The sequence below is a fragment of the Paraburkholderia silvatlantica genome, from assembly GCF_003096715.1.
In the GTDB taxonomy this organism is placed as follows: Bacteria; Pseudomonadota; Gammaproteobacteria; order Burkholderiales; family Burkholderiaceae; genus Paraburkholderia; species Paraburkholderia silvatlantica.
Window position 1 is genome coordinate 94,428 of sequence record NZ_QEOL01000006.1, and the last position, 26,621, is coordinate 121,048.

Consider the following 26,621-nt stretch of genomic DNA (forward strand, 5'->3'; position numbering starts at 1 on the left):
CTGACTTCATGAAAATCGACATCAAGATCCTGAACGAGCGCATGCGCGACCAGCTGCCCCACTACGCCACGCCGGGCAGCGCCGGCCTCGACCTGCGCGCGTGCCTCGACGCGCCGATCACGCTCGAACCGGGCGAAACGAAGCTAGTGCCTACGGGCCTCGCCATCCACGTGGCCGACCCCGGCTACGCGGCGCTGATCCTGCCGCGCTCGGGCCTTGGCCACAAGCACGGCATCGTGCTCGGTAATCTGGTCGGCCTGATCGACTCGGACTATCAGGGCGAGCTGATGATTTCGACCTGGAACCGCGGCCACACCACCTTCACGCTCAACCCGCTGGAGCGCCTCGCGCAGCTCGTGATCGTGCCGGTCGTGCAGGCGCAGTTCAACATCGTCGACGACTTCGAGGCAAGCGAGCGTGGCGCGGGCGGTTTCGGCAGCACGGGCAAGCACTGAGCCTGGCGGTTGCGCGGTCAACAAAAAAGCACGCCTTGGCGTGCTTTTTGGCGTTTAGACGGAAGCTTCGGTTCGCCGCGCCGCGCCGGGACGCCGGCGATACCAGAGCGAATACACCGCCACGAGCACCGCGAGAAACGCGAGGCCGTAGGCCAGCGTCATGCGGAATTCGCGCGTGAACGCCGTACCGGCCAGAATGCCGAGCATCAGCAGCGCGCCCAGCACGCTCGTGAACGGGAAGCCCCACATGCGGAACGCGAGCCGCGCGCCGCCTTCGCGCGCCTGGCGCACGCGGAAAAAAATCTGCGTGACGAAGATCATGAGCCACGTGAACATCGCGCCGAACATGGCAATCGACATCATCAGCGTGAACGCGGCCTGCGGCCAGAGCGCGTTGAGCACGGCCGCCACCGCAATGCCGATGGTGGACAGCGAAAGCGCCGCCGTAGGCACAGCGTGACGCGTGAGACGCCCGAACGCCGCCGGCGCGTAACCCGCGCGCGAGAGGCTGAACATCATGCGCGTGGTGATGTAGAGCTGGCTGTTCATGGCCGAGAGCGCCGCCACGAGCACGATGAAGTTGATCGCGCCCGCCGCGTAGGGCACGCCGGTTGCGGCCATGACTTTCACGAACGGGCTCTCGTTGCCGCCCGCCTGGGTCCACGGCACGATGGCGAGCATGAGCGCGAGCGTAAGCAGGTAGAACAGCACGAGGCGCAGCACGGTGGCGCGAAACGCCCGCGTGACGGCACGCTGCGGGTCCTGCGCCTCGGCGGCAGCCACGGCGATCGTCTCCACGCCCAGGTAGCTGAAGAGCGAGACGATCGTCCCGACCCACACGCCCCACCAGCCTCTCGGCAGCAAGCCGCCGTGCGACGTGTAGTTCGCGAAGCCCACGCCGGAGGCGGCCGGCGCGCGCCACACGAACCATGCGCCCAGTACGATGAACGCGACGATGGCCGCGATCTTGAGGCTCGAAAACAGATATTCGATGGTGCCGTACGCGCGCACGCTCATTGCGTTCACAACGATCAGCGCTGCTGAAAATCCGATGATCCAGTAGAGTCCCGGCACGGAGGGAAACCAGAACTTCATGTAGACGGCGATGGCGGCGACCTCGGTGCCCACCGCCAGCACATACGCCGACCAGTATGCATAGCGCACGACGAAGCCGGCGAGCGGCCCGATGTAATGCTCGGCATAGGCGCCGAACGAACCCGATACAGGGTGCGCAACGGTCATCTCGGCGAGCGCGCCCATCAACAGCAAGGCGATCAGCGCGCCGATCGCGTAGGAAATGAGCACACCGGGCCCGGCAAAGGAGATCGCGAAACCGCTGCCGAGAAAGAGCCCGGTGCCGACTGCGCCGCCGATGGCGATCATCGTCATCTGCCCGGCGGACAAGCCCTGACGCAGCCCTTGCTCGCGCTCGACGATGGCTTCGAACGCGCCCGATTTACGTGGTACCACTGTTACACCCCTGCTTCGCGCGAGACGCGACTTAAGCGCTGCGCATCAAGAAAACGCCGACGGCGGACAAACGCGCATTTTACCGGCTGACGGCTGGCGCGGCTGCGCGTCACGGCGCAACACCTGGACTTGCCGTCCGCCCCAAAAGAAAGACGGCGCAGTCCTTTCGGACTGCGCCGTCTTGCCTGAAGGCTGTTTGCGCAGTAGCGCTACCGCGGCTTATTCCACTTCCACCGCTTCCGGATTGCGCGGCGCCGGCTGCTCGTCGAACGTGAGCTGCACCTTGTCTTCCGCATCGACGTCCACGGTCACGCGGCCGCCGTTCATGAGCTTGCCGAACAGCAGTTCGTCGGCGAGCGCACGGCGGATCGTGTCCTGGATCAGGCGCTGCATCGGCCGCGCGCCCATGAGCGGGTCGAAGCCGTGCTTGGCCAGATGCTTGCGCAGCGCGTCGGTGAAGACCGCGTCGACCTTCTTCTCGTGCAGCTGGTCTTCCAGTTGCATGAGGAACTTGTCGACCACGCGCATGATGATTTCCTCATCGAGCGCACGGAAGCTGATCGTCGCATCGAGCCGGTTGCGGAACTCGGGCGTGAACAGGCGCTTGATATCGGCCAGCTCGTCGCCCTGCTCGCGCCGGGTCGTGAAGCCGATCGTCGACTTGTTCATCGCCTCGGCGCCCGCGTTCGTCGTCATGATGATGATGACGTTGCGGAAATCCGCCTTGCGGCCGTTGTTGTCGGTCAGCGTGCCATGGTCCATCACCTGCAGCAGCACGTTGAAGATGTCCGGGTGCGCCTTCTCGATTTCGTCGAGCAGCAGCACGCAGTGCGGCTTCTTCGTGACGGCTTCGGTAAGCAGACCGCCCTGGTCGAACCCGACATAGCCCGGCGGCGCGCCGATCAGACGGCTCACCGCATGGCGCTCCATGTACTCGGACATGTCGAAGCGGATCAGCTCGATGCCGAGCGTGAAGGCGAGCTGGCGCGCCACTTCGGTCTTGCCGACGCCGGTCGGTCCCGAGAACAGGAACGAGCCGATCGGCTTGTCCGTCTTGCCGAGACCCGCGCGCGCCATCTTGATCGAAGCCGAGAGCGCATCGATGGCCGGATCCTGGCCGAACACCACGGCCTTGAGATCGCGGTCGAGCGTCTGCAGCTTGCTGCGATCGTCCTGCGACACGCTTTGCGCCGGTACGCGCGCGATCTTCGAAATGATCTCTTCGATCTCGCTCTTGCCGATGGTCTTCTTCTGCTTCGACTTCGGCAGGATGCGCTGGGCCGCGCCCGCTTCGTCGATCACGTCGATTGCCTTGTCGGGCAAGTGACGGTCGGTGATGAAGCGCGCCGACAGCTCGGCGGCCGCGTTCAGCGCACCCGACGAATACTTCACGCCGTGGTGCTCTTCGAAGCGCGACTTCAGACCGCGCAGGATCGCCACGGTTTGCTCGACGGTCGGCTCGACCACGTCGACCTTCTGGAAGCGCCGCGACAGCGCCGCGTCCTTCTCGAAGATGCCGCGGTATTCCGTGAACGTCGTCGCGCCAATGCACTTGAGCGTGCCCGACGAGAGCGCCGGCTTGAGCAGGTTCGACGCATCCAGCGTGCCGCCCGACGCGGCGCCCGCGCCGATCAGCGTATGAATTTCGTCGATGAACAGAATCGCGTGCGGACGCTCTTTCAGTTCTTTCAGCACCGTTTTGAGGCGTTGCTCGAAGTCGCCGCGGTATTTCGTGCCCGCAAGCAGTGCGCCCATGTCGAGCGAGTAGACCTGGGCGTCCGCGAGAATGTCCGGCACTTCGCCGCGCGTAATGCGCCAGGCGAGCCCTTCCGCGATCGCGGTCTTGCCCACACCGGCCTCGCCCACGAGCAGCGGATTGTTCTTGCGGCGGCGGCACAGCACCTGCACCACGCGCTCCACTTCCAGTTCGCGGCCGATGAGCGGATCGATCCGGCCGTCCTTCGCCATCTGGTTCAGGTTCTGCGTGAACTGGGCGAGCGGCGTTTCCTTCTGGCCGGCGGCGTCTTCGGCTTCGGCGTTCGCGTCGCTGGCCTTGGCGGCTTCGCTGCTGCCCGTCTTCGCGATACCGTGCGAAATGAAATTCACGACATCCAGACGCGTGACGCCCTGCTGCTGCAGGTAGTACACCGCGTGCGAGTCCTTCTCGCCGAAGATGGCGACCAGCACGTTCGCGCCCGTCACTTCCTTCTTGCCGTTGGAAGTGGACTGAACGTGCATGATCGCGCGCTGGATCACGCGCTGGAACCCGAGCGTCGGCTGCGTATCGACGTCATCCGTGCCGGGAACCGTAGGGGTATTGTCGTGAATGAAGTTGCGCAGGTTCTGTCGCAGGTCTTCGATATTGGCGGCACACGCGCGCAGCACTTCCGCCGCTGTTGGATTGTCCAACAGCGCCAGCAGCAGATGCTCGACCGTTATGAACTCGTGCCGCGCCTGACGTGCTTCCATGAACGCCATGTGCAGGCTGACTTCCAGTTCCTGGGCAATCATGCTTCCTCCATCACACACTGCAGCGGATGCCCGGCCTGCCGTGCATGGGTAACGACTTGCTCAACCTTGGTCGACGCGATGTCCCGCGTATAGACCCCACAAACACCCCTGCCCTCGCGATGGACCTTCAACATGATCTGCGTTGCGGTCTCGCGGTCCTTATTGAAATATTCCTGCACGACCATCACGACGAATTCCATCGGCGTGTAGTCGTCGTTCATTAGCACGACCTTGTACATGGAGGGCGGTTTGACCTTTTGCTCCTGCCGCTCCAGTACGGTTGAATCCTGCTTGTCCGGGATAATCGCCATACACCCATTCTAAACAACTCGGACAGGCCCGCAATCCTGCCGTAACCTGACCGGCCGGCCGGTGAACCCGGCGCTCCCGACCTGCGACCCGCTGCAAGCAATTCATGCGCCCTGGCCCGGCCCCGATCCCTTCGACCGGCTGCGGGGCCGGTACACAATCCTGCTCTGAGCAGCTTTCACGCCACCGTTGAATCGAGTATCGCACAACCTTGACGTTGCCGTGGGAAGCGACTGTAGGCGCCCGCACGCTCAGTGCCAGATTCCATGGTGCGGTGCATCGCATATGCGTCACCTGCGCGGCTTTTCAAGACGCCCTCCTGCAGTTGCTTTATGCACCGGCGCTCAGCGTCGGCGAAAAGCAGGAAAAACCCTGGAAATGCGCTCTTTACAACGTGTCAAGAAGCGTCTCAAAATATTCTTGACAGCAGATTAAAGACCCCCAACAATCAAGCTGGCACTTTTTTCAACCGCCTTAAATTCGAAAAAATGCCGTTGGTGAGCTTGTGAGGAGGGGGCGATCGCACCGCGATCGTTTAGCTTTTCGAACTGCTCGTGGTAGTGACATGAGTTACAGGGGAAGTTGGTATGGCAACCGGTACGGTCAAGTGGTTCAACGACGCGAAGGGTTTCGGGTTCATTACGCCGGATGAAGGCGGCGAGGACCTGTTCGCTCACTTTTCGGCTATTCAAATGAATGGCTTCAAGACCCTCAAAGAAGGGCAAAAGGTGAGCTTCGAGGTCGTGCAAGGCCCGAAGGGTAAACAGGCATCGAACATTCAGGCAGCAGCCTGATCCGTTCGGTACCCGTACCTTGGAAACCCGGCTTCGGCCGGGTTTCTTTTTGGCGTCATGGTTTTTTAACGTTCGCGCGCTAACTCACGCGCAACGTACCCATCATGCCGAGGTCCTCGTGCTCGAGGATGTGGCAATGAAACATGCGATCGCCCGCCTCGTGCTGAACGGTTGCGATGTGCACCGTTTCGCCGTGCTGCACGTTCACCGTATCGCGCCATGCCAGCAGCTCTTCCTCCTTGCGCACACCGCCGCGCTCGCGCGCCAGCACCTGAAATTGCGTGCCGTGCAGATGAAACGGATGATCCATGTCCGTGCCGTTTGCTATCGTCCAGTGCTCGACTTGCCCGCGCCGGCTCGCCAGCGTCACGCGCGCCGGATCGAATACCGCGCCGTTCACCATAAACCGCATACCGCGCGGCGTGGGCTGCGTGGACGCACCCGGTGCGTGCATCGCTTTCATGTCCATGGCTTCGCCGAACACCACGCTTTTTTCCGGAACCGTTAGAGAACCTGACGAAATGAGTGGCGCAATCGGCCGCAGGCGCGACGGCAGTGCCGATTGTTCCGCGCCTGCCGGTGCGAAGCCAACGTTCGCGAGGATCAGCGACGGCCCCGCGGGCAAGCTGCCGTGCGTCATCGCCATCTTGTGGCGGTCGTATTGCGCGGCGATCAGCGACGCACGCGAGGCGCCCTGCCCCACGTGCACGATCAGTTCCGCGCGTTCGCCCGGCGCGAGCAGGAGCGAAGTGACGCCCCCGCGCGGCGCGCCCAGCAGCCCGCCGTCGGTGCCCACCTGCGTGAAGGCGCGGCCGTCGTCGAAGGCGAGTTGCAGATAGCGCGCGTTACAGCCATTCCAGACGCGCCAGCGCTCGTCGCGCACGACCTCGATGTGCGGCTGGCGAGCGCCGTTGACGAGCACGTACTGGCCTTCGCGGCCGTTCATCCAGTCCATCATGCCGTTCGCGGGAATCGTGCCGTCTGCCGCGAGCTTCAGGTCGGACACGAACAGATGCCGCTCGGGCCACGCCGCGAGTGGATCGTCGGCGGCGCGCACGACGAAGGGCCCCGCCAGCCCGCGGAACACCTGCTCCGAACTCAGCATGTGGGGATGCGGGTGATACCAGTAGGTGCCCGCACTCCCCTGCGGCAGCGTGAAGCGATAAACGTGCCGCTCGCCTGGCGCGACGGGTTTCGACGGATTGCCGTCCTGATCGGGTGGCACGGGCAGGCCGTGCCAATGAATCGTCGAAGGCTGCCGCAGCCGGTTCACGAACGTGATTTCGACGGTGTCGCCCTCGCGCACATCGATCAAGGGGCCGATGACCGGGCCGTCGTTGGCGGTCGCCGCGAGCGCGTCGAGCGCATCGTATTGCCAGAAGACCGTTTGCGGCTTTCCGCGCAGCAGCGCACGCGCAGCAGGCTGCGCGACGAGCGTCGCGCGAAACTGGCCCGGCTCGCGGCTCTGGCTGGCGAGCGTGCGCAGCGCGGCAAGCGGCGCGCCGGCGGGCAACGCATCGGCAGCCGCGAGCGGACCTTGCGCCTGCATCATGCCGCCCGACATCGCCGGCATGTCCGTCATGCCGTGCATCGCATCGCCCGCATCCTGTGCGAATGCACGGCGCGCAAACAGGGTCGCGGTGGCGGCGCTCAGCGCGCCGGATAGAAATGCTCTTCGTTTCATCGATGAAGTCCTCATCCCTCATTCATGCCTGGGCACGCGGCGCGCGATAACACGCACACCGTGCGCGCGAGATTCGTTTCGCTCGCGCAAAGCGCGAACGCAGTACGCCGCCCGGAGCGAGCGGCCCGGCTCAGGCGATTGGAGGAGGCAAAGGAGGCGCGTGCGTAATGCCGGCGCGCATGGCTGCGGGAAGCACGACAGGCGTGGAACGTGCGCCGGCTTGCGCGTCGAATGCGCTCACGACGGAGGGCACGCTGCAATGCGCGCAGCAGCCAGCGACGCAGCCACTCGCGCCGCAACTGGAATGCGAGCCGTGACTGCCGGTGCGCGTCCCGGCGCAACGATCGCTGAGCGCAACGTGCGGCGTGGGTGCAGCGTGCGCAGTCAGTGCATCGTGCTGCGCATGCCCGCACGCCATCGCGCCGCGCATGGAAACGAGCGCGAGCAGGCAGACGAGAAGGAAGCGATAGACGACTGGCACGTTGAACGAAACCACGGATGAACCCGATTGACCGTTGTGATGATAGCGCATGGGCCGACCGAAGTCGGATAGCCGACCCATTTACGACGGTTCACGACGGACTGACGGCGAGCCGGATAAAAAAAACCGGCAGCGCTTTCGGTCTGCCGGTTTTTTCCACTGGGACAGCGATGCGTCGCGTTCCGCCTACATATTCTCGATCATCACCTGCCCGAAGGCAGAGCACGACACCTGCGTCGCCCCTTCCATCAAACGCGCGAAGTCATAAGTCACGCGCTTTTGCAGAATCGACTTCTCCATCGAAGCAATGATGAGGTTAGCCGCCTCGACCCAGCCGAGATGACGCAGCATCATTTCCGCCGAGAGAATTTCGGAGCCCGGATTGACATAGTCCTTCCCGGCATACTTGGGGGCCGTGCCGTGAGTCGCCTCGAACATCGCCACGGAGTCCGAAAGATTCGCACCCGGTGCGATGCCAATGCCGCCCACCTGCGCCGCCAGTGCGTCGGAAATATAGTCGCCGTTCAGGTTCAACGTGGCGATCACATCGTATTCGGCCGGGCGCAGCAGGATCTGCTGCAGGAAGGCATCGGCGATCACGTCCTTGATCACGATGTCGCCGCCCGTCTTCGGATTCTTGATCTTCATCCACGGGCCGCCGTCTATCAGTTCCGCTGCGAACTCCTTCTGCGCGAGCGCGTAACCGTAGTCGCGGAACGCGCCTTCGGTGAACTTCATGATGTTGCCCTTGTGCACGAGCGTGACCGAGCGGCGCTCGTTGTCGATCGCATACTGGATCGCCTTGCGCACGAGACGCTCGGTGCCCTCGCGCGACACCGGCTTGACGCCGACGCCAGAGCTGTCCGGAAAGCGGATCTTCGCCACGCCCATCTCTTCACGCAGGAACTTGATGAGCTTCTTCGCGCCTTCGGATTCCGCGGGCCATTCGATGCCCGCATAGATGTCCTCCGAATTCTCGCGGAAGATGACCATGTTGACCTTCTCCGGCGCGCGCACCGGCGAGGGCACGCCCTTGAAGTACTGCACGGGGCGCAGGCACACGTACAGGTCGAGTTGCTGGCGCAGCGCGACGTTCAGCGACCGGATGCCGCCGCCAACCGGCGTCGTGAGCGGCCCCTTGATCGACACCACGTATTCCTTCACGACATCGAGCGTTTCGTCGGGCAGCCACACGTCGGGACCGTACACCCGGGTCGCCTTCTCGCCCGCGTAGATTTCCATCCAGTGAATCTTGCGCTTGCCGCCGTAGGCCTTTTCGACTGCCGCATCGACCACCTTCAGCATGACCGGCGTAATGTCCACGCCCGTGCCGTCGCCTTCGATGTACGGGATGATCGGCTGGTCCGAGACGTTGAGCGAGAAGTCCGGATTGACGGTGATCTTTTCACCGCCGGTCGGAACCACGATGTGCTGATACGGCATGATCGACTCCAGTAAGGGCAAGGCTGTTGTAGCGGGTGTGACGCGGCGCTCGGCGCCTCGCGGCGGCGGCGAAGCCTGTTCGCCCGGCGAGAAAGGCATCTCGCCGTGGCGGCTTCCCGACCACCGGCGCGGTCGATATTCGCAGCAAGACTGTCCAGAGACACGCGACGCACGGCGCGCAACACAGCGCAGTAAGCAGCATACCGGGCGGCCCGCCTGGCAGCGCGGACGGTCCGTCGGCGTGAGGGTCTGGCGGCTATTCTAGCCCACGCCTCGCGCTCGCGTGCCGCGCACCGCCAAGGGATGATCCGGTCCGCTCGTGTCTTATGTCTTATATAAGATGCAGAACTCGGCGAAACGCAATATGCATTAAGATCTCGGCGCCAGCCAGCTATCCACTCGTACCCGCCGCCCTGTCATGCGTTTGATCGCCCTCAATAAACCGTTCGGCACGATCTGTCAGTTTTCGCCGCACGAAACACGTCAGTCCCTCGCGGACTGGGTGAAGGTGCCGGGCGTCTATCCCGCGGGCCGGCTCGACTCCGATAGCGAAGGGCTCCTGCTCCTCACCGACGACGGCGCATTGCAAGCGCGCATTGCCGAACCGAAACGCAAGCTCGTGAAGCGCTATTGGGCGCAGGTGGAAGGCGAACCCGATGCGGCAGCGCTTGCCGCACTCGAACGCGGCATCGATCTTGGTGACTTCGTGACGCAGCCGTGTCGAACAAGAATCATTGTCGAGCCCGAAAATTTGTGGCCGCGTAATCCGCCGATTCGCTATCGCGCGTCCATACCCACGACGTGGGTCGAGATTGCGATCAGCGAAGGCAAGAACCGGCAGGTGCGACGCATGACCGCGGCCGTGGGCTATCCAACGTTGCGGCTCGTACGCGTCGCGATCGGCGCGCTCGATATTTTTTCGCTTGGCCTCGCGCCCGGCGAAAGCATCGACGTACCCGCCAATGCCCCTTGGCAAAACACATCTCACAAACACAAGTGATTGTTGTGCAAGCATTTTTCGCGTGCCGATCGATTTTTTTCGAATGACGCGGCACGCCCCTCACCTTTCTGTTGCGTCTCGTTACGAAGCAAATGAAAAGTTTGCGTCAACCGTCTCGCGAGACGATGCGTTATCCGACGCAGATGCCGCCAGAAGCTATCCGGCATTCAGCCTTCTGGGTCCTCGCAGCAATGTACGGTCCCGACCGCTGGCAGACGCAGAAATCAAATTCAGGCGAATTTGTCGAAAGCGACTGTCAACCGAAAGGTGGATGGCACGTTTACCGACCTGACTCCAAAAACCGGGTCACTTGGTTAATCAACTCAAGCTTGAGGATTCACAACATGAACAAACTGATCGCTGCTCTGGTCGCTGGTCTCTTCGCATCGGCTGCATTCGCACAAGCTTCGGCTCCGGAAGCTGCTTCGGCTGCTCCGGCTGCTGCTGCTTCGGCTGCTCACAAGTCGTCGCACAAGAAGGCTCACAAGAAGTCGTCGCACAAGAAGGCAGCGAAGGCTGAAGCCGCTTCGGCAGCTTCGGAGTAAGCTTGCTGTAAGACGCATGAAGAAGCGGCATTCGTTGCCGCTCTTCAGCGCGACGAAAGGCAGAGCGCCGCAAGGCGTTCTGCCTTTTTGTTTGGCTGCCTGATAATTTGGCTGCCCGATTTTTAGCCATTCTTTTTGACACGCACGCTCGCCGCATCACGTCGATGACGTGAACCGCGCCGCGCATTTTGACCCGCTCTGACCTGGTCGCGTAACATGCGCGGATTACCCTACAGCAAGGAGTCTCTCGTGCGATTTTCCCTGCGCTCGTTGTTCGTGCGCTGCACGCTTGTCGTCGCATTGCCAATGGCCGCTTTCGCGGCGCTCATGTTCACCGCGACGGCCACGTCGAGCATCGCGCAGGCGCAGCAGATACCGCCGGGCGCGAAGCAGCCGGGCGAATTTCCGCGCGTGAAGCTCACGGCGGGCATGTTCGTGATCGACGCGGCGGTCGCCGCAAACGACGCGGACCGTGAACAAGGCCTCATGTACCGCTCGCGGCTTGGGCCCAATGAAGGCATGCTGTTCGTGTTCGGCGAAAACGCCGTGCACTGCTTCTGGATGAAGAACACGCTGATCCCGCTGTCGATCGCGTTCATTCGCGCCGACGGCACGATCACCGACATCGACGAGATGCAGGCCGAAACGACCAACAACCACTGCCCGCGCAATAACGGCGTCTTTGCACTCGAAATGCCCAAGGGCTGGTTCACGGCGAAGGGCATCAAGCCCGGCATGGTGATTCAGGGACTGCCGCCGCTGCAGTAAGCGCGCGGTGACCCGGCGCGCGCGATTCGCGCGCTGCGCGAAACGCGCAAGCCCACCTGCCCGCCAGCGCGCCGCCTGGCGCCGCTCCGCAGCGCTGCCGCCTCTTCCCGCGCCGCGGCATGCACCCTGCAAAACCGGCGCGCAAGCGCTATCCTATAAATCCCCCGCATGACGCGTGCCACCAAGGCGCGCGCCTGCGGCGCATCGGGCCGCGCGCTGGCCGCGCCGCGTGCCGCCCGGCAGCTTCCATGGCGCGTCATTCCAAGGAGATCACCGTGCCTCGCAAGACCCCCATCGAGCGCTATCGCAACATCGGGATCAGCGCTCACATCGACGCCGGCAAAACCACGACGACCGAGCGCATCCTTTTCTACACCGGCGTGAATCACAAGCTCGGCGAGGTTCACGACGGCGCGGCGACCATGGACTGGATGGAGCAGGAACAGGAACGCGGCATCACGATCACCTCGGCCGCGACCACTGCGTTCTGGAAGGGCATGGCCGGCAATTACCCCGAACACCGCATCAACATCATCGATACCCCCGGGCACGTGGACTTCACGATCGAAGTCGAGCGCTCCATGCGCGTGCTCGACGGCGCGTGCATGGTGTACGACTCCGTAGGCGGCGTGCAGCCGCAGTCGGAAACCGTGTGGCGTCAGGCGAACAAGTACAAGGTGCCGCGCATCGCGTTCGTCAACAAGATGGACCGCGTGGGCGCGGACTTCTTCCGCGTGCAGCGGCAGATCGGCGAGCGTCTGAAGGGCGTTGCCGTGCCTATCCAGATTCCGGTGGGCGCGGAAGATCACTTCCAGGGCGTGGTCGATCTCGTGAAGATGAAGGCGATCGTCTGGGACGACGAGAGCCAGGGCGTGAAGTTCGAGTACGAGGACATCCCCGCGAATCTCGTCGAGCTCGCGCACGAGTGGCGCGAGAAGATGGTCGAGGCCGCCGCCGAAGCCGACGAAACGCTGCTCGAGAAGTATCTTCACGACCACGAGAGCCTGACCGAAGAGGAAATCAAGGGCGGCCTGCGCAAGCGCACGATCGCCAACGAGATCGTGCCGATGCTCTGCGGCAGCGCGTTCAAGAACAAGGGCGTGCAGGCCATGCTCGACGCCGTCATCGACTACCTGCCCTCGCCGGTGGACGTGCCCGCGATTCTCGGCCACGACCTCCACGACAAGGAAATCGAACGCCACCCGAGCGACGACGAGCCGTTCTCCGCGCTCGCCTTCAAGATCATGACCGACCCGTTCGTCGGCCAGCTGATCTTCTTCCGCGTCTATTCGGGCGTGGTGAATTCGGGCGACACGGTGCTCAACGCGACCAAGGACAAGAAGGAGCGCCTCGGGCGCATCCTGCAGATGCACGCGAACGAGCGCAAGGAAATCAAGGAAGTGCGCGCGGGCGACATCGCGGCCGCGGTGGGCCTGAAGGAAGCGACGACCGGCGACACGCTCTGCGATCCGGCGCATGCCATCGTGCTCGAAAGGATGATCTTCCCGGAGCCGGTGATCTCGCAGGCCGTCGAGCCGAAGACCAAGGCCGATCAGGAAAAGATGGGCATCGCGCTCAATCGCCTCGCGCAGGAAGACCCGTCGTTCCGCGTGCAAACCGATGAAGAGTCCGGCCAGACCATCATCTCGGGCATGGGCGAGCTGCACCTCGAAATTCTCGTCGATCGCATGAAGCGCGAGTTCGGCGTGGAGGCGACCGTCGGCAAGCCGCAGGTCGCGTATCGCGAGACCGTGAAGAACAAGGTCGAAGATGTGGAAGGCAAGTTCGTCAAGCAGTCGGGCGGACGCGGCCAGTATGGCCACGCGGTCATCACGCTCGAGCCGCAGGCGCCCGGCAAGGGCTACGAGTTCGTCGACGCCATCAAGGGCGGCGTGATTCCGCGCGAGTTCATCCCGGCGGTCGACAAGGGCATCCAGGAAACGCTGAAGGCCGGCGTGCTCGCGGGCTACCCGGTGGTCGACACCAAGGTCACGCTCACGTTCGGCTCGTACCACGACGTGGACTCGAACGAAAACGCCTTCCGCATGGCCGGCTCGATGGCCTTCAAGGAAGCGATGCGCAAGGCCAGGCCAATCCTGCTCGAACCGATGATGGCCGTGGAAGTGGAGACGCCCGAAGACTTCATGGGTAACGTGATGGGCGATCTGTCGAGCCGTCGCGGCATCGTGCAGGGCATGGAGGACATCGCGGGCGGCGGCGGCAAGATCGTGCGCGCCGAAGTGCCGCTCTCGGAGATGTTCGGCTACTCCACGTCGCTGCGCTCGCTCACGCAAGGCCGCGCCACCTACACGATGGAGTTCAAGCACTACGCAGAAACCCCGCAGAACGTGGCCGAAGCGGTGATCAACGCGAAGAAGGCGTAGCGGAGGCAACACGCAGGCGACCTGCAGGCGACCTGCAGGCGTTGCTGTGCGCACGAAAGCCCGTCCCCCGCGGACGGGCTTTTTTGCAGGCGCGCGATGCAATTTTGACCATGCCACAATGCGGCGATAACGCTGCGAGGCCCACTGTCAAGGAGACACGACGATGAGTCACGACCACGACCATCCGCACGACGACGCGCCCGTCGACTGGCGCGAAAACGGCGTCAAGGTGATACGCGGCGATCAGCTCGACACGAACACGGCGCAAACGCCCGGCATGAACCGCGCGGCCGCGATCAACGCGGCGCGCGTGGGCGCGCAGAAAATCTGGGCCGGCACGGTGACGATCCATCCGAACGCGAAGACCGGCGCGCATCATCACGGCGCGCTGGAAAGCGTGATCTACGTCGTACGCGGTCACGCGCGCATGCGCTGGGGCGAGCATCTGGAGTTCACGGCCGAGGCCGGTCCGGGCGACTTCATCTTCGTGCCGCCCTACGTACCGCACCAGGAGATCAACGCGAGCACCGACGATCCGCTCGAATGCGTGCTCGTGCGCAGCGACAACGAGGCCGTCGTGGTGAACCTGAACATCGACGCCGTCGAAGCCCCGGAAACCGTGTACTGGGTCGACCCCATCCACCGTCATCCGCACGGCCATTGAGCGCCCGGCCGCCCATACCGCCTTCCACGACGCAATGACGACACGATGACGAGACCCGCAGCCCCGCTCCGCGCCCGCCTGATTGCGCTCTATGCCGCGCTCATCGCCGCCAATCTCGGCGCGTGGGCGTGGGCGCTGATCGCGTTTCGCCACTATCCGCTGCTGCTCGGGACGGCGGCGCTCGCTTACGGCTTCGGCCTGCGCCACGCGGTGGACGCCGACCACATCGCCGCCATCGACGCCGTCACGCGCAAGCTCATGCAGCAGGGGCAGCGCCCGCTCGGCGTGGGACTCGCGTTCTCGCTCGGCCATTCGACGGTCGTAATCGTCGCCACGCTCGGCATCGCGCTCACGGCGCTCTCGCTGCATGGCCGCTTCGAGCGGTTCCACGAAATCGGCGCGACCATCGGCACGCTCGTTTCGTCGACGTTCCTGCTCGTGCTCGCAGGCGTGAATCTCGTGATCCTGCGCGACGTGTGGCTGCGTTACCGCCGCGCGCAGCAAGGCGACGACGCAGCACTCGCCGCCGCAGCGCCCGCCGGCCTCTTCTCGCGCGCGCTAAGGCCGCTCTTCGCGCTCGTCACGAAGAGCTGGCACCTGTACCCCGTGGGCGTGCTGTTCGGCCTCGGCTTCGACACGGCCACTGAAATCGGCCTGCTCGCCATCGCCGCCGCCGAAGCGGGCAAGGGCCTGCCGCTCTATTCGATTCTCGTGTTCCCTGCGCTCTTCACAGCAGGCATGACCCTCGTCGATTCCACCGACAACGTGTTGATGGTCCACGCCTACGGCTGGGCCATGGACGACCCGAGGCGCAAGCTCTACTACAACGCGAGCATCACGTTCGTCTCGGCGCTCGTGGCGATCGTGATCGGCGGCGTGGAAGCGCTCGGACTCATCGCCGGCAAGCTCGGGGCGAGCGGCGGCGCATGGACGCTCATCGCCGGCCTGAACGAGCGCTTCGGCGAGCTGGGCTACGGCATCGTCGCGGCGTTCATTGCCTGCTGGATCGGCTCGGTGCTGTTCCATCGCTGGCGCCGGCCTGCCGCGGGCCGCTAGCACACTCGCGCCCCGCTGACGACTGCACGGCGCGCCACGCGCGCGCAACCCCGCGAAACCCTACCCTTCGCCTCGTTTGCCGAAAGCGCGTAAACTAGGCCCAGCTATTGCGCTCCTGATGCGCCCCGGGTGCGTCCGATAGCCCCGTCAATCGTTTCACCTTGCTGCACCCATTCGTCGTCTGCCGTACCGCATGCCGCCGTCGCGCGCCCCCCCGGGCCTCGCGCGTCCCCTGAACGGAATCGCACGGAAACCCGCACCGATGAAACGACCGCAGTCCCGCCGTCCGCTTGACGTCTCCGACCCGTCCCGCCTCGAAGCGCTGCGGCGCGAGGCCGGCGATCACGGCAACCACGCACTCGACGAATTCGCTGCCGGCCGCCTCACGCGCCGCGAGCTGCTGCGCTATGCAAGCGCGGTGGGCCTCACGGCACTGCCTGCGTTTGCAGGACTCGCCGTGCCGCGCGGCGCGCTCGCCCAGGGCGCGGCGAAACCCGGCGAGCAGACGATCCGTGTGGCGCATCTGATGCCCGCGGGCGCCGTCGATCCGCTCACCGTGACCGATGCGGGCGCGCTGTGTCTCCTGAACCAGACCGGCGAATTTCTCGCCAACGACGACGCGCAAGGCCATCTGCAACCCGCCCTCGCGCTCTCGTGGCAAGCCAACGCCAAAGCAGACGTCTGGACGTTCAAGCTGCGCCCCAACGTGAAATTCCACGACGGCCAGGCGTTCGGCGCGAAGGACGTGGTGGCGACCTTCGATCGCCTCGCCGACCCGGCAACCGGCTCGGCGGCGCTCTCGGTGCTCAAGGGCGTGCTCTCCAAAGGCGGCACGAAGGCGGTCGACGATCACACGGTCGAGTTCCACCTCGATGCGCCCAATGGCAACTTTGCCTACTACGTTTCTTCGGACAACTACAACGCCGTGATGCTGCCCGCGAACTATGCGGGCAATTACGAAAAGAGCTTCATCGGCACCGGGCCGTTCAAGCTCGACAAATTCGAGGCGCGGCGCGGCGTGAGCTTCGTGCGCAATCCCGACTATTGGGGCGGCAAGTCGCTGCCCGCGCGCGTGGAGTTCGCCTTCTACGCCGACGAGCAGGCGCAGTTGCTCGCGCTGCAAGGCCACCAGGCCGACGTGATGGGCACCTTCACCGTGCAGGGCGGCATCGGTGTCCTGAACAATCCCGACTTCAAGGTGCTCGGCGTGCGCTCGAGCGCGCACCGCCAGATCCACATGCGCAACGACTCGCCCACGTTCAGGGACAAGCGCGTGCGCCAGGCGCTCGCGCTTGCGCTCGATCGCGACGTGCTCGTGCGCGGCCTGTTCAAGGGCCGCGCCGTGGTGGGCAACGACAGTCCGTTCGCGCCCATCTTCCCCTCCACGGCAACCGACGTCCCCCAGCGCAAAATCGATGTCGCGAAGGCGCGCCAGTTGCTCGCGCAGGCAGGCATGCCCAACGGCTTCGACGTGACGCTCACGACCGAGAAGTACATGGAGATACCGGACCTCGCCGTGGTCGTGCAGAACGCGGCGAAGGCGGTCGGCATACGGATCACGCTCAAGGTGGAAAGCCAGTCGCAATACTACGGTGCGGGCACGTTCGGCAAATCGGACTGGCTCGACTCGCCACTCGGCATGACCGACTATGGGCACCGCGGCGTGCCGAACGTGTTTCTCAACGCGCCGCTCACTTCGGGCGGCACGTGGAATGCTGCGCACTTTCGCAACGCGCAGTACGACAAGCTGGTCGCGCAGTTCGCGGCGACGCTCGACGTGGCGGCCCAGAAGCAGGTGGCGAGGCAGATCCAGACGCTGCTGCTCGACGAGACGCCCGTGATCATCCCGTACTTCTACGACCAGTTGATCGCACAGCGCGCCGCGCTTTCGGGCGTGCGCTTCACGGCGCTCGCCCAGCTCTATTTCGACCGCGCGACGCTCGCCGCCTGAACCGGCACGCGAGGCTAGCGCTCCCGAAACGGAGGTCCGATGGCTACTGAGCACCCGCCCATATCGAATCTGACCGGCGCCGCACGCGCATTCGCCCCGCGCGCGGGCATCGCGCGCTTTCTCGGCCAGCGCGCCGCCTGGGCGATCTTCACGCTCTGGCTGCTTTCGGTGCTCGTGTTCGCGGGCGGCCAGCTGCTGCCCGGCGACATCGGCCGCGCCGTGCTGGGCCCGCTCGCCGACGCGCGCGCCGTGGCCGCGCTCAATCACGAGCTGGGCGCGGACCGGCCGGTGCTCGACCAGTACGTCTCGTGGATCACGCATGCGCTGCGCGGCGACTTCGGCATGTCGTGGAGCTACAAAGAGCCCGTGGCTCCGTTCGTGGGCGACGCGCTCCTGCAGTCAGCGAAGCTCGGCCTGCTGGCGTTCGTGGTGGTGGTGCCGCTCGGCATTGCGGCCGGGGTATGGGCGGCGCTGCACGAAGGCCGCCTGATCGACCGGGCGATCAGCACGGGCGGCCTGTGCGCGAGCGCCGTGCCGGAGTTCGTCTCGTCGATCGTGCTGATCCTCATCTTCGGCGTGTGGCTGCGCTGGCTGCCCATCGAGGCCACCGCGGAGGCCACCGCGCCCGGCGGCGCGGGCGTGCTCGAGCCATTGCGGCATCTCGTGCTGCCCGTGCTGCCGCTCGTGCTCGTGTTCTTCGGCTATCTCGCGCGCATCGCGCGCGCGGGCACCATCACGGCGCTCGACGCCGACTACACGCGCACGGCGATTCTCAAGGGGCTGCCGAGCCACGTCGTGATCGTGCGGCACGTGCTGCGCAATGCGCTGCTGCCCAGCGTGACGGTAGCGGCCACGCAGCTCGGTTATCTGATCGGCGGGCTCGTCGTGGTCGAGTCGCTGTTCCGCTATCCGGGCGTGGGCTCCCTCATCTTCAACGCCGCGAAGGCCAAGGACTTCCCGTTGCTCGAAGCGGGCGTGCTCGCGGTGGGCGCGGTCTACACACTCGCCAATCTCGCCGCCGACGCCCTGCACGCGTTCCTCGACCCGCGCCTGCGTTCGCCGGGAGGTGGATAAACGATATGGCTTCCGAAGCAATTTCCCCGGGCGGCGAACCGCCTGATGCGCGGCCGCCGGGCGAACCTGGCGCAGAAGCGCTCGCCGGCACGCATGTGCGCGACACGCTGCATCTGCTGCTGCGCTCGCCCTCGTTCGTCGCGGGAGCGCTGATCCTCCTGTGGTGGATCGTCTGCGCGCTCGCGGGCCAGTGGTTCGCGCCGCACGACGCCTACGCGTCCGATCCGCTCAGTTCGCTCCTGCCGCCGGACCCTACGCACTGGTGCGGCACCGATGCGCTCGGCCGCGACATCTGCTCGCGCGTGATCGTGGGCGCGCGCGACATTCTGACGATCGCGCCGCTCGCCACGCTCGTCGGCACGCTCGCAGGCGCGGCGCTCGGGCTCGTCACGGGCTACTTCGAAGGCGCATTCGGCACGCTCGTCGCGCGCACGCTCGACGCCGTGCTCGCGCTGCCGCTCGTGATCGTCGCGCTGCTCGTGCTCGCGGCCGTGGGGGCCTCGAATCTCGCCGTGGTGCTCGTAATCGGCATCACGTTCGCGCCGCTCATCGCGCGCACGGTGCGCGCGGCGGTGCTCGCCGAGCGCCATCTCGACTATGTGGCGGCGGCCCGCTTGCGCGGCGCGAATGCGTTCGCCGTGATGTTCACGGAGATTCTGCCGAACGTCTGGCCGCCTATCGCCGTCGAGGCGACGGTGCGTCTCGGCTATGCGATCTTCGCGGTGGCGACGCTCTCGTTCCTCGGCTTCGGCATCCAGCCGCCGTCCGCCGACTGGGGGCTCGCGCTCGCCGAGTCGTACACGCTGCTCGCGGGCGGCGCATGGTGGACCGTGGCATTCGACGCGCTCGCCATCGCCTCGCTCGTGGTGGCCGTGAACCTGATCGCCGACAGCCTGCGCGAGGTGCTCCAATCGTGAACCGCCCCGCTTCTTCGCGGCCCGCTCTCGCCACTTTCAGCGCACCGCGCGACGACGACGCGCTCGCGCTCGTCGGCCTCACCGTCGCTTACCGCGTGCGCGGGCGCGACCGCGACGTGCTCACCGACGTCTCGCTGCGCATCCGGGGCGGCGAAGCGTATGGGCTCGTAGGCGAGTCGGGCTGCGGCAAGTCGACGGTCGCGCTCGCCGCGCTGCGCTATCTGCCGCGCAACGGCCGCGTGAAGGCCGGGCGCATCGCGATCGCGGGCGACGATGTGCTCGCGCTCGACGCCGACGGCCTGCGCACGCTGCGTGCCAACGCCGTTTCGATGGTCTATCAGGACCCCGCCAGCGCGCTCAACCCCACGCTCACGATTGCCCGCCAGCTGAACGAAGCGTTCGAAGCCGCGGGCGCCGATGCGAGCGTGGCCCGCTCGCGCTCGCACGCGATGCTCGAACGCGTGCGCATTGCCGATCCGGGCCGCGTGCTGGCGAGCTACCCGCATCAGCTCTCGGGCGGCATGCAGCAGCGCGTGGTGATTGCGATGGCGCTCGCGTCGAACCCCGCGCTCCTGATTCTCGACGAACCGACCACGGGCCTCGACGCCACCGTCGAGGCCGAGGTGCTCGACCTCATCGCAAAGCTGCGTGCGGAACTGGGCATGGCGGTGCTGCTCATCAGCCACGACCTCGCGGTGATCGGGCGCATGTGCGAGCGCGTGGGCGTGCTCTACGCGGGAAGGCTCGTGGAGGAAGGCGCGACGCGCGACGTGTTCGAGCGCGCACGCCATCCCTACACGGTCGGCCTGCTGCGCTGCCTGCCGGCGCACGGGCGCAACAAGCATGCGGGCGCGCTCGACACGATACCGGGAGAGTTGCCTGCACCTGGCGCGAGTGCGCCCGGCTGTATCTACGCGCCGCGCTGTCGCCTCGCCGACGCGCGCTGCCGCGTGGAAGCGCCGCCGCCGCATCGCATGACGTCGCCGCACGGCGAGCAGATGTCGCGCTGCCACTATCACGAACGCGCGCTCGAATTGCCGTTCGGGAATCTGATCGGAGGCGGCGACGGTTCGCAGATCTCGAACGATGGCCCGTCGAATGGCGAGGCCGAAGCGCGCGTCGTGTTGCGGGCGCTCGATGTCTCGCGCACCTTCGGACACGGCGCGCAAGCCGTCCGCGCGCTCGACGGCGTATCGATCGAGCTGCATGCGGGCGAGACGCTCGGCGTCGTGGGCGAATCGGGCAGCGGCAAGACGACACTCGCGCGCATGCTGCTCGGCCTGTATGCGCCCGATGCGGGCGGCGCCGTCGAGCTCGACGGCAAGCGCCTGCACGCCCACGTCGCACGGCGCCGAGCCGACGAGCGTGCGGCGCTGCGCGTCGTGTTCCAGCATCCGGACGCCTCACTCAATCGCGCGCTGCCCGTGAAGCGGCTGATCGCGCGCGCGCTGTCCCGGCCGCACGACGACGCGTCGGCAGCCCGCCTGGCCTCGGACGAATCGCGCATCGCGGGACTGCTCGAGGCCGTGCGCGTGCCGGCGCGCTATCTCGTGGCGCGCGCGCGGCAGCTTTCGGGCGGGCTCAAGCAGCGCGTGGCGATTGCCCAGGCGTTCGCGGGCGAGCCGCGCATCGTGATCTGCGACGAGCCCACCTCGGCGCTCGACGTCTCCGTGCAGGCGGCGATTCTCAACCTGCTCGCGCGCCTGCAGCGCGAGCGCGGCGTGAGCTACCTGTTCATTTCGCACGACCTCGATGTCGTGCGCTATCTCGCCGATCGCATCGTCGTGCTCTACGCGGGCCGCGTGGTGGAAAGCGGCCCGGCTGGCGCGGTGTTCGACGGCCCCTGGCATCCATATACAGAAACGCTGCTGGCCGCGCGCGCGCTCGGCGCGGCAACGGCCAACGGCGCGCAAGCCACGGTGCGCGGCTGCATTTTCAGCGCGCACTGTCCGCGCAAGCTCGGCGCCATTTGCGACGAAGCGCCCCCGCCGCTCGCCGACGCAGGCGGCGGCCATCGCATTCTCTGCCACATTCCCGTAGACGAATTGCGCGCACAACAGAGCGCCACCAAAGACACACAAGCGGCGACCTGACGGTGCGATAGCGCGCATATCGCATCGGGCTTCGTTGCGTTGTCCGCGTTGTCCGCTTTCGCAACGAGAAGCGCGCCATTCAGCACGCGCGTTTCAACGCCGTAACGTTTTCCGCGCTTTTTCTGCCACGCGGGCGACGCATCGATTGTCAAGTCCACCCCGCACGCCCTTCCCCCGCCGATGGCACAAAACTGGCTACATCGGCATCAGGCATCCGGCCGCTGCAATCCAGTGCATTCAGTGCAATCGGCCCCGTCACGCGCGGGTCGCCGCACCGGGCGGACGAATGACCGGCCGCTCGACGCGCTTGTAATCTGCCGTCCCACGCGATGGGTTCCGACAATCCACAAGCAGTCCTGCACAAACCGGTCGTCTTGCGCGCGGCCTGACCGGGTGCCTTTTGTTTGGCGAGTACCGCTTCAGCTGGATCGAACCTGACATGCCGGCGCGAAGCGAGTGGAGAGCCTGACGGAGTCGGCGCATGCGCACAAGGCGTGCGGCCTGCGCGGGAGCACGGGAGACGACAGCGCATCACGCTGCCGCCCTGCGGGGAGAACAAGATGAAAAAGACCAGTATTTACCGGTACTGCTATTTGATCAGACGGGGAGCAGGCATGTGTGCCGTGGGCGCGGGCGTGTTGTTCCCCGCGATCGCGGCGCACGCCGCAGGCGATGTCATCAATCCGGTGATCCTGCTCGCCGATGCACCTTTGCCGGCGAGCGGGGCCGAGGGCTTCGGAGCCTTCAGCGCGCCGGCTGCTGCGCAATCGCCTGCCACAGGCACCCTGTCGACAACTGATTCGGAGTCCGATTCAGCGACGCTGGCGAGCGACATTTCTACGGTGTTCGCGCCGCACGATTGCATCAGCCGTGCGGGCGGCGCGTGTTTCCGGGGCAACGGCGGCGCCCATGGCGGCTCGGGTTCGTCGAGCGGCAGCAGCGGCAGCAGCAGCGGCGCGGGCGCCGCGACGGCCAGCACGGGAGGGCTCGGCCGCAGCGGCAGCTCTGGCGTGGGAGGGCTCGGCCGCAGCGGCAGCTCTGGCGTGGGAGGGACGGGACCGAGCGGTTCGGGAGGCGGTTCCAGCAACTCCGGCGGCGGGAAAGGCGGCAGTGGGAAAGGTGGCGGCGGTGGCAACAACGGTGGTAGTAACAGCGGCGGTAGTAACAGCGGTGGTAGCAACAGCGGTGGTGGTAACAGCGGTGGTGGCAACAGCGGCGGTGGCAACAGCGGTGGCGGAAGCAACAGCGGTGGCGGAAGCAACAGCGGCGGCGGCAATAACGGCGGTGGCAACAGCGGTGGCGGAAGCAACAGCGGCGGCAGTTCAGGCGGCTGTGGGTGCGGCAGCCACGGTGGATCGGCAAGCGGCCCTTCGGGCGGATTCGGAGGCGGATTCGGAGGCGGCTTCGGCGGAGGTTTCGGCGGATTCGGCGGCGGCTTCGGAGGAGGATTCGGCAAAGGTGGACCGTCGGGCGGCCCGGGCGGCGGGTACGGCGGCGGACACGGTGGCGGCCATGGCAGCGGCCATTGAACCTGTACGGCGGTGCAGGCAAACCGCTGCAGCCACTCCGATCTGGCGCGACGGCCAGGCGCGCCAGTCCTGGCGTCGGCGGCGGCGTCCCGGTCCCCCGGCCGGGCACCGCCGCCGTGGGCCGGTCGCCGGATGCGCGATGCGCGATGCGCGTGGCGTTCCCAGGCGGCCACCGCGGCTGTCCGCTCGCCATACGCCGGCGCGAACCATGACCGCGCGCGAGCAGCGTGCCCCACTCACGCCCTACAGCATCTCCAGCTCACGCTTGCTGCGCGGCGGCTTGAAATACGCGTCGAGCGCCGCATGCTCTTCGGCGCCAAGCACGAGATCGAGCGCCGCGCGGTTGTCGCGCACGTGCTCCACGCGAGCGGCCTTCGGAATCGCACAGACCCCGCTTTGACCCAGCACCCACGCCATCGCCACGCGATAGACCGACACCCCGTGTGCGTGAGCGATGTCGTCGAGCGGCGAACGCCTCGGCAAGCGCGCGTGATCGACGGGGCTATACGCCATCACCGGCATGCGATGCGCCGCGCTCCACGGCAGCAGGTCGAATTCCGCGCCGCGCCGCGCGATGTTGTAGAGAATCTGGTTGGTCGCGCACGCGTCGCCGCGAGGCGTGGCGAACAGCTCCTCCATGTCGTCGGTGTCGAAGTTGCTCACGCCCCAGTGACGGATCTTGCCTGCGCGCACGAGCACTTCGAACCCTTCGACCGTCTCTTCGAGCGGTACCCCGCCGCGCCAGTGCAGCAGATAGAGATCGAGCCGGTCGGTGCCCAGGCGTTTCAGGCTCGCCTCGCACGCACGCGCGACCCCGCTGCGGCTCGCGTTGTGCGGATACACCTTGCTCACGAGAAACACCTCGTCGCGCAGGCCCTGCAAGGCCTCGCCGACCAGGCGCTCGGTCGCGCCGTCGCCGTACATCTCGGCGGTGTCGATGAGCGTCATGCCGAGCGCCACGCCTTCGCGCAGCGCGGCGATTTCCGCCGCGCGGTGCGCGCTGCGCTCGCCCATTTCCCATGTGCCCTGCCCGAGCTTCGGAATGCGTTCGCCGTCCGGCAACGCCACGCTTGCGATATCGGTCGTCATGATCTCCCTCTGCGCGCTGCAACGGCGCTGACTGGCAAAGAACGGCCAGTGTATCGCCTCGCGCGCAATGCGGTCATACGCACTCTCGCAAGCCGTTCATTTCCGCGATCGCGCATCGATGACATAAAATTGCCGTTCGCCTTTCATGCCTGCCTCCCATGAACGCACCCACGGAAGACCGCTGGCGCGACCTGCGCCCGGACCCGGACAACGACACGCCGCTCTATTTGCAGCTCGCGCGCAAGCTGAGCCTTGCCATTCACGACAATCGCTGGAACGCGGGCGAAGCCCTGCCTTCGGAGCGCGTACTCGCGGAATCGCTCGGCGTTTCGCGCATCACGGCGCGCAAGGCGATCGCGCTGCTCGTCGAGCAGGGCCTGATTCGCCGCACGCAAGGCGCGGGCAGTTTCATCACGCCACGCATCGAAGACCCGCTCTCGCGCCTCACGAGCTTCAGCGAGATGCTGCGTCAGCGCGGCTTCACGCCGAGCTCGCGCTGGCTCTCGCGCGAAATCCAGCCCGCGAGCCGCGATGAGGTGATCCAGCTCGGGCTCTCGCCGGCAGCGGCCGTCACGCGCTTAAAGCGCCTGCGTCTGGCCGACGGCATCGTCATGGCCGTCGAGAACTCCACCTTCCCGGCGGCGCTGATTCCCGACCCGAATGCAATCGGCGACTCGCTCTACAGTTTTCTCGAACAGCGCGGGCTTTCGATCGTGCGCGCGCTGCAACACTTTCGCGCGGTGAACGCGAGCGAGGAAATCGCGCGGCAGATGAGCATCGCGCCCAACGACGCGCTGCTGCTCATCACGCGCGTGGGCTATACCGCCGATCAGCACGCCATCGAACTCACCGATACCTACTGCCGTAACGACTATTACGATTTCGTCGCGGAATTGCGCAAGTAGCGCGCGAAAACGCGGCAACGCCTAGTCGTTCCATACCGGCGCGTCGCGGCCGATCGGCACCGGCGGCCGCGCATGGAACGCAGGCGTGAGTTCGAGCCGCTCGGCGGGTGCCACCGCACGCACGCGCCCGAACGGCGAATCCATTTCCTCCAGACAATCGGCGAGATCGGCAGCGCGCACCTCGGGCGCCTGCTGGCCGTCTTCGAGCATGCCCATGGTCTGCAGCCAGCGGCCCGTTTGCGCGAGCGAAAGGCGCACGTGCCAGCTGCCGCCTTCGCGCATGCGCCGCGCGAGCGCGACCATCGCGCCGAACGCGGCGAGATAGCCCGTAGCGTGATCGAGCGCCTGGCACGGCAGCGGGCGGGCCGTGGCGAACGGCTGCCCACCTGCTGCGCCGTTGCCATGTCTTGCTGCGGCGGCGCTCTCGGCCCACACGATGCCGCTCGCCGACTGCACGAGGCTATCGAAGCCGCGCCGCTCGCGCCACGGCCCGCGATGCCCATACGCGCTGATCGACACGCACACGATGCCGGGCCGCACCTGTGCGAGCGCTGCGGGCGCGAAACCGCGCGCGGCGAGCGTGCCCGGCCGATAGCCTTGAACGAACACATCGGCGTCGCGCGCCAGTGCGCGTAACTGCTCGCACGCGGCTGCGTCACGCAGGTCGAGCGTGGCCGAGCGCTTGCTGCGGCCGTTGTCGATCACGAGCGGCGCGATGTTCGGCAAATGCGGGCCGTTGATGAGCAGCACGTCCGCGCCGTGCTGGCCGAGCGTGCGCCCCGCCACCGGCCCCGCGATGATGCGCGTGAGGTCGAGCACGCGCACGCCTTCCAGAGGGCGCGCGGTTGTGGCCACTGCCGGGCCCGCTCGCGGCGCCTCGGCGGGTGCGTCGCCGATACGCTCGATCTCGAACAGCGGCAGGCTCGCCACCGCCTTCGCCTGCTCGTGCGCGGCCCATTCGCGCGGCGCGCGCACGAGCGCGGCGCACAGGCCCGCTTGGGCGAGCGCGTCGTCGAGCGCCGCGCCTTCCCAGCCAAGGATCGCGCGTGCCACGGCGTCGCGGTCGTCCGCGCACTGGAGCACGCGCAGGATGCCCGCGAGGTGATGCGGGAAGTTCGCGTGCAGCTGAATCCAGCGGCCATCGCCGGTCGGGAAGTGGCCCGTCACCGGGTGACGCAGTTCCGTGGGCGGCTTGCCGTCCACGCTCAGATAGCGCTCGCTGCGAAACGCGGCGAGCGCGCGGCGCACGTCGATCGCCACGCGCTGCTGGCGGCCCGTGCGCAGCGCGTGCAGTTGCGCCGCCGCGAGCCCTGCCGCGCCAATGCTCGCCGCCGCGAGCGTGCCCACGCGAAAGATCGACGGCAGGCCCGGATCGGCGCCTGCCATGTCGAGCCAGTCGAGCGCCGACGGGTCGCAGCCCGCCAGCATCCAGAGGTGTTCGAGCGCGTCGCGTGGCGTCATGGCGTGCAGTCCTTGTGCGAACAAAGCGAGGAGAAAAC

General features: G+C 66.2%; 22 protein-coding genes. 14 read left to right on the plus strand and 8 right to left on the minus strand.

What is annotated here, in order from left to right; genetic code table 11:
* The first annotated feature begins 8 nt into the window (after window positions 1-8).
* Window positions 9-455, plus strand: a complete 447-nt coding sequence (gene dut / locus C7411_RS10370; protein WP_028205273.1) for a dUTP diphosphatase — start codon at window positions 9-11, stop codon at window positions 453-455.
* A 54-nt stretch (window positions 456-509) separates the two neighbouring features.
* Here the strand turns inward: dut and C7411_RS10375 are convergent, their stop codons facing one another.
* The 3 genes from C7411_RS10375 to clpS form a co-directional block, all read right to left on the minus strand.
* A complete protein-coding gene (locus C7411_RS10375; RefSeq protein ID WP_243413115.1) occupies window positions 510-1,925 on the minus strand; it encodes an amino acid permease in 1,416 nt (471 codons plus the stop codon).
* 219 nt (window positions 1,926-2,144) lie between these two features.
* On the minus strand, window positions 2,145-4,436 hold the full coding sequence (clpA, locus tag C7411_RS10380; protein WP_042271878.1) for an ATP-dependent Clp protease ATP-binding subunit ClpA: 2,292 nt from the start codon (window positions 4,434-4,436) through the stop codon (window positions 2,145-2,147).
* The gene (clpS, locus tag C7411_RS10385) at window positions 4,433-4,747 is read right to left on the minus strand and encodes an ATP-dependent Clp protease adapter ClpS (protein WP_028213389.1); all 315 of its coding nucleotides are present in this window, start codon (window positions 4,745-4,747) and stop codon (window positions 4,433-4,435) included. The genes clpA and clpS overlap by 4 nt, the downstream gene beginning before the upstream one ends.
* Window positions 4,748-5,332: 585 nt before the next feature.
* On the opposite strand from clpS, the gene cspD reads away from it, so the two are divergent.
* The gene (gene cspD, locus C7411_RS10390) at window positions 5,333-5,539 is read left to right on the plus strand and encodes a cold shock domain-containing protein CspD (RefSeq protein ID WP_017776809.1); all 207 of its coding nucleotides are present in this window, start codon (window positions 5,333-5,335) and stop codon (window positions 5,537-5,539) included.
* A gap of 79 nt (window positions 5,540-5,618) precedes the next feature.
* On the opposite strand, the gene C7411_RS10395 is transcribed toward cspD, so the two are convergent.
* The 3 genes from C7411_RS10395 to icd all read right to left on the minus strand — a co-directional run bounded on the left by C7411_RS10395 (window position 5,619) and on the right by icd (window position 9,147).
* On the minus strand, window positions 5,619-7,223 hold the full coding sequence (locus tag C7411_RS10395; RefSeq protein ID WP_110384247.1) for a multicopper oxidase family protein: 1,605 nt from the start codon (window positions 7,221-7,223) through the stop codon (window positions 5,619-5,621).
* A gap of 130 nt (window positions 7,224-7,353) precedes the next feature.
* On the minus strand, window positions 7,354-7,755 hold the full coding sequence (locus C7411_RS36990; protein WP_133253634.1) for a hypothetical protein: 402 nt from the start codon (window positions 7,753-7,755) through the stop codon (window positions 7,354-7,356).
* 135 nt (window positions 7,756-7,890) lie between these two features.
* Entirely contained in the window at window positions 7,891-9,147 is a 1,257-nt protein-coding gene (gene icd / locus C7411_RS10405) for an NADP-dependent isocitrate dehydrogenase (RefSeq protein WP_110384249.1), read from the minus strand.
* 418 nt (window positions 9,148-9,565) lie between these two features.
* Here icd and C7411_RS10410 point away from each other — a divergent pair, with 418 nt between their 5' ends.
* From C7411_RS10410 to C7411_RS37410, 11 genes are all read left to right on the plus strand, one after another.
* A complete protein-coding gene (locus C7411_RS10410; protein ID WP_110384250.1) occupies window positions 9,566-10,147 on the plus strand; it encodes a pseudouridine synthase in 582 nt (193 codons plus the stop codon).
* 344 nt (window positions 10,148-10,491) lie between these two features.
* The gene (locus C7411_RS10415) at window positions 10,492-10,692 is read left to right on the plus strand and encodes a hypothetical protein (RefSeq protein ID WP_028213393.1); all 201 of its coding nucleotides are present in this window, start codon (window positions 10,492-10,494) and stop codon (window positions 10,690-10,692) included.
* Between the two features lie 249 nt (window positions 10,693-10,941).
* Entirely contained in the window at window positions 10,942-11,460 is a 519-nt protein-coding gene (locus C7411_RS10420; RefSeq protein ID WP_110384251.1) for a DUF192 domain-containing protein, read from the plus strand.
* A gap of 275 nt (window positions 11,461-11,735) precedes the next feature.
* Window positions 11,736-13,844 (plus strand): elongation factor G, encoded by a 2,109-nt coding sequence (fusA, locus tag C7411_RS10425; RefSeq protein ID WP_110384410.1) that lies wholly within the window; start codon window positions 11,736-11,738, stop codon window positions 13,842-13,844.
* 163 nt (window positions 13,845-14,007) lie between these two features.
* The gene (locus tag C7411_RS10430; RefSeq protein WP_110384252.1) at window positions 14,008-14,508 is read left to right on the plus strand and encodes a cupin domain-containing protein; all 501 of its coding nucleotides are present in this window, start codon (window positions 14,008-14,010) and stop codon (window positions 14,506-14,508) included.
* A 45-nt stretch (window positions 14,509-14,553) separates the two neighbouring features.
* Window positions 14,554-15,564: a HoxN/HupN/NixA family nickel/cobalt transporter gene (locus C7411_RS10435; RefSeq protein WP_110384253.1), complete on the plus strand. Its 1,011-nt coding sequence runs from the start codon at window positions 14,554-14,556 to the stop codon at window positions 15,562-15,564.
* Between the two features lie 262 nt (window positions 15,565-15,826).
* On the plus strand, window positions 15,827-17,515 hold the full coding sequence (locus tag C7411_RS10440) for an ABC transporter substrate-binding protein (protein WP_110384254.1): 1,689 nt from the start codon (window positions 15,827-15,829) through the stop codon (window positions 17,513-17,515).
* A 39-nt stretch (window positions 17,516-17,554) separates the two neighbouring features.
* On the plus strand, window positions 17,555-18,589 hold the full coding sequence (locus C7411_RS10445) for an ABC transporter permease (RefSeq protein ID WP_110384255.1): 1,035 nt from the start codon (window positions 17,555-17,557) through the stop codon (window positions 18,587-18,589).
* Window positions 18,590-18,594: 5 nt separating this feature from the next.
* Window positions 18,595-19,506, plus strand: a complete 912-nt coding sequence (locus tag C7411_RS10450) for an ABC transporter permease (protein ID WP_110384411.1) — start codon at window positions 18,595-18,597, stop codon at window positions 19,504-19,506.
* Window positions 19,503-21,599, plus strand: a complete 2,097-nt coding sequence (locus tag C7411_RS10455; RefSeq protein WP_243413116.1) for a dipeptide ABC transporter ATP-binding protein — start codon at window positions 19,503-19,505, stop codon at window positions 21,597-21,599. Before C7411_RS10450 ends, C7411_RS10455 begins: the two co-directional genes overlap by 4 nt.
* A gap of 560 nt (window positions 21,600-22,159) precedes the next feature.
* Entirely contained in the window at window positions 22,160-23,128 is a 969-nt protein-coding gene (locus C7411_RS37410; RefSeq protein WP_110384257.1) for a hypothetical protein, read from the plus strand.
* A gap of 243 nt (window positions 23,129-23,371) precedes the next feature.
* On the opposite strand, the gene C7411_RS10465 is transcribed toward C7411_RS37410, so the two are convergent.
* Entirely contained in the window at window positions 23,372-24,217 is an 846-nt protein-coding gene (locus tag C7411_RS10465) for an aldo/keto reductase (protein WP_110384258.1), read from the minus strand.
* 158 nt (window positions 24,218-24,375) lie between these two features.
* Here C7411_RS10465 and C7411_RS10470 point away from each other — a divergent pair, with 158 nt between their 5' ends.
* Window positions 24,376-25,122, plus strand: coding sequence for a GntR family transcriptional regulator (locus C7411_RS10470; protein ID WP_110384259.1), 747 nt, complete (start codon window positions 24,376-24,378; stop codon window positions 25,120-25,122).
* 21 nt (window positions 25,123-25,143) lie between these two features.
* On the opposite strand, the gene C7411_RS10475 is transcribed toward C7411_RS10470, so the two are convergent.
* The gene (locus C7411_RS10475; protein WP_110384260.1) at window positions 25,144-26,583 is read right to left on the minus strand and encodes a CoA transferase; all 1,440 of its coding nucleotides are present in this window, start codon (window positions 26,581-26,583) and stop codon (window positions 25,144-25,146) included.
* Window positions 26,584-26,621 lie beyond the last annotated feature (38 nt).

Bases quoted from the DNA above. Each gene is read 5' to 3' on its own strand.
- dut (WP_028205273.1), top strand. From the start codon at position 9: ATGAAAATCGACATCAAGATCCTGAACGAGCGCATGCGCGACCAGCTG.
- clpA (WP_042271878.1), bottom strand. From the start codon at position 4,436: ATGATTGCCCAGGAACTGGAAGTCAGCCTGCACATGGCGTTCATGGAA.
- clpS (WP_028213389.1), bottom strand. From the start codon at position 4,747: ATGGCGATTATCCCGGACAAGCAGGATTCAACCGTACTGGAGCGGCAG.
- cspD (WP_017776809.1), top strand. From the start codon at position 5,333: ATGGCAACCGGTACGGTCAAGTGGTTCAACGACGCGAAGGGTTTCGGG.
- C7411_RS10395 (WP_110384247.1), bottom strand. From the start codon at position 7,223: ATGAAACGAAGAGCATTTCTATCCGGCGCGCTGAGCGCCGCCACCGCG.
- C7411_RS36990 (WP_133253634.1), bottom strand. From the start codon at position 7,755: ATGCGCTATCATCACAACGGTCAATCGGGTTCATCCGTGGTTTCGTTC.
- icd (WP_110384249.1), bottom strand. From the start codon at position 9,147: ATGCCGTATCAGCACATCGTGGTTCCGACCGGCGGTGAAAAGATCACC.
- C7411_RS10410 (WP_110384250.1), top strand. From the start codon at position 9,566: ATGCGTTTGATCGCCCTCAATAAACCGTTCGGCACGATCTGTCAGTTT.
- C7411_RS10415 (WP_028213393.1), top strand. From the start codon at position 10,492: ATGAACAAACTGATCGCTGCTCTGGTCGCTGGTCTCTTCGCATCGGCT.
- C7411_RS10430 (WP_110384252.1), top strand. From the start codon at position 14,008: ATGAGTCACGACCACGACCATCCGCACGACGACGCGCCCGTCGACTGG.
- C7411_RS10435 (WP_110384253.1), top strand. From the start codon at position 14,554: ATGACGAGACCCGCAGCCCCGCTCCGCGCCCGCCTGATTGCGCTCTAT.
- C7411_RS10440 (WP_110384254.1), top strand. From the start codon at position 15,827: ATGAAACGACCGCAGTCCCGCCGTCCGCTTGACGTCTCCGACCCGTCC.
- C7411_RS10445 (WP_110384255.1), top strand. From the start codon at position 17,555: ATGGCTACTGAGCACCCGCCCATATCGAATCTGACCGGCGCCGCACGC.
- C7411_RS10450 (WP_110384411.1), top strand. From the start codon at position 18,595: ATGGCTTCCGAAGCAATTTCCCCGGGCGGCGAACCGCCTGATGCGCGG.
- C7411_RS37410 (WP_110384257.1), top strand. From the start codon at position 22,160: ATGAAAAAGACCAGTATTTACCGGTACTGCTATTTGATCAGACGGGGA.
- C7411_RS10465 (WP_110384258.1), bottom strand. From the start codon at position 24,217: ATGACGACCGATATCGCAAGCGTGGCGTTGCCGGACGGCGAACGCATT.
- C7411_RS10470 (WP_110384259.1), top strand. From the start codon at position 24,376: ATGAACGCACCCACGGAAGACCGCTGGCGCGACCTGCGCCCGGACCCG.
- C7411_RS10475 (WP_110384260.1), bottom strand. From the start codon at position 26,583: ATGACGCCACGCGACGCGCTCGAACACCTCTGGATGCTGGCGGGCTGC.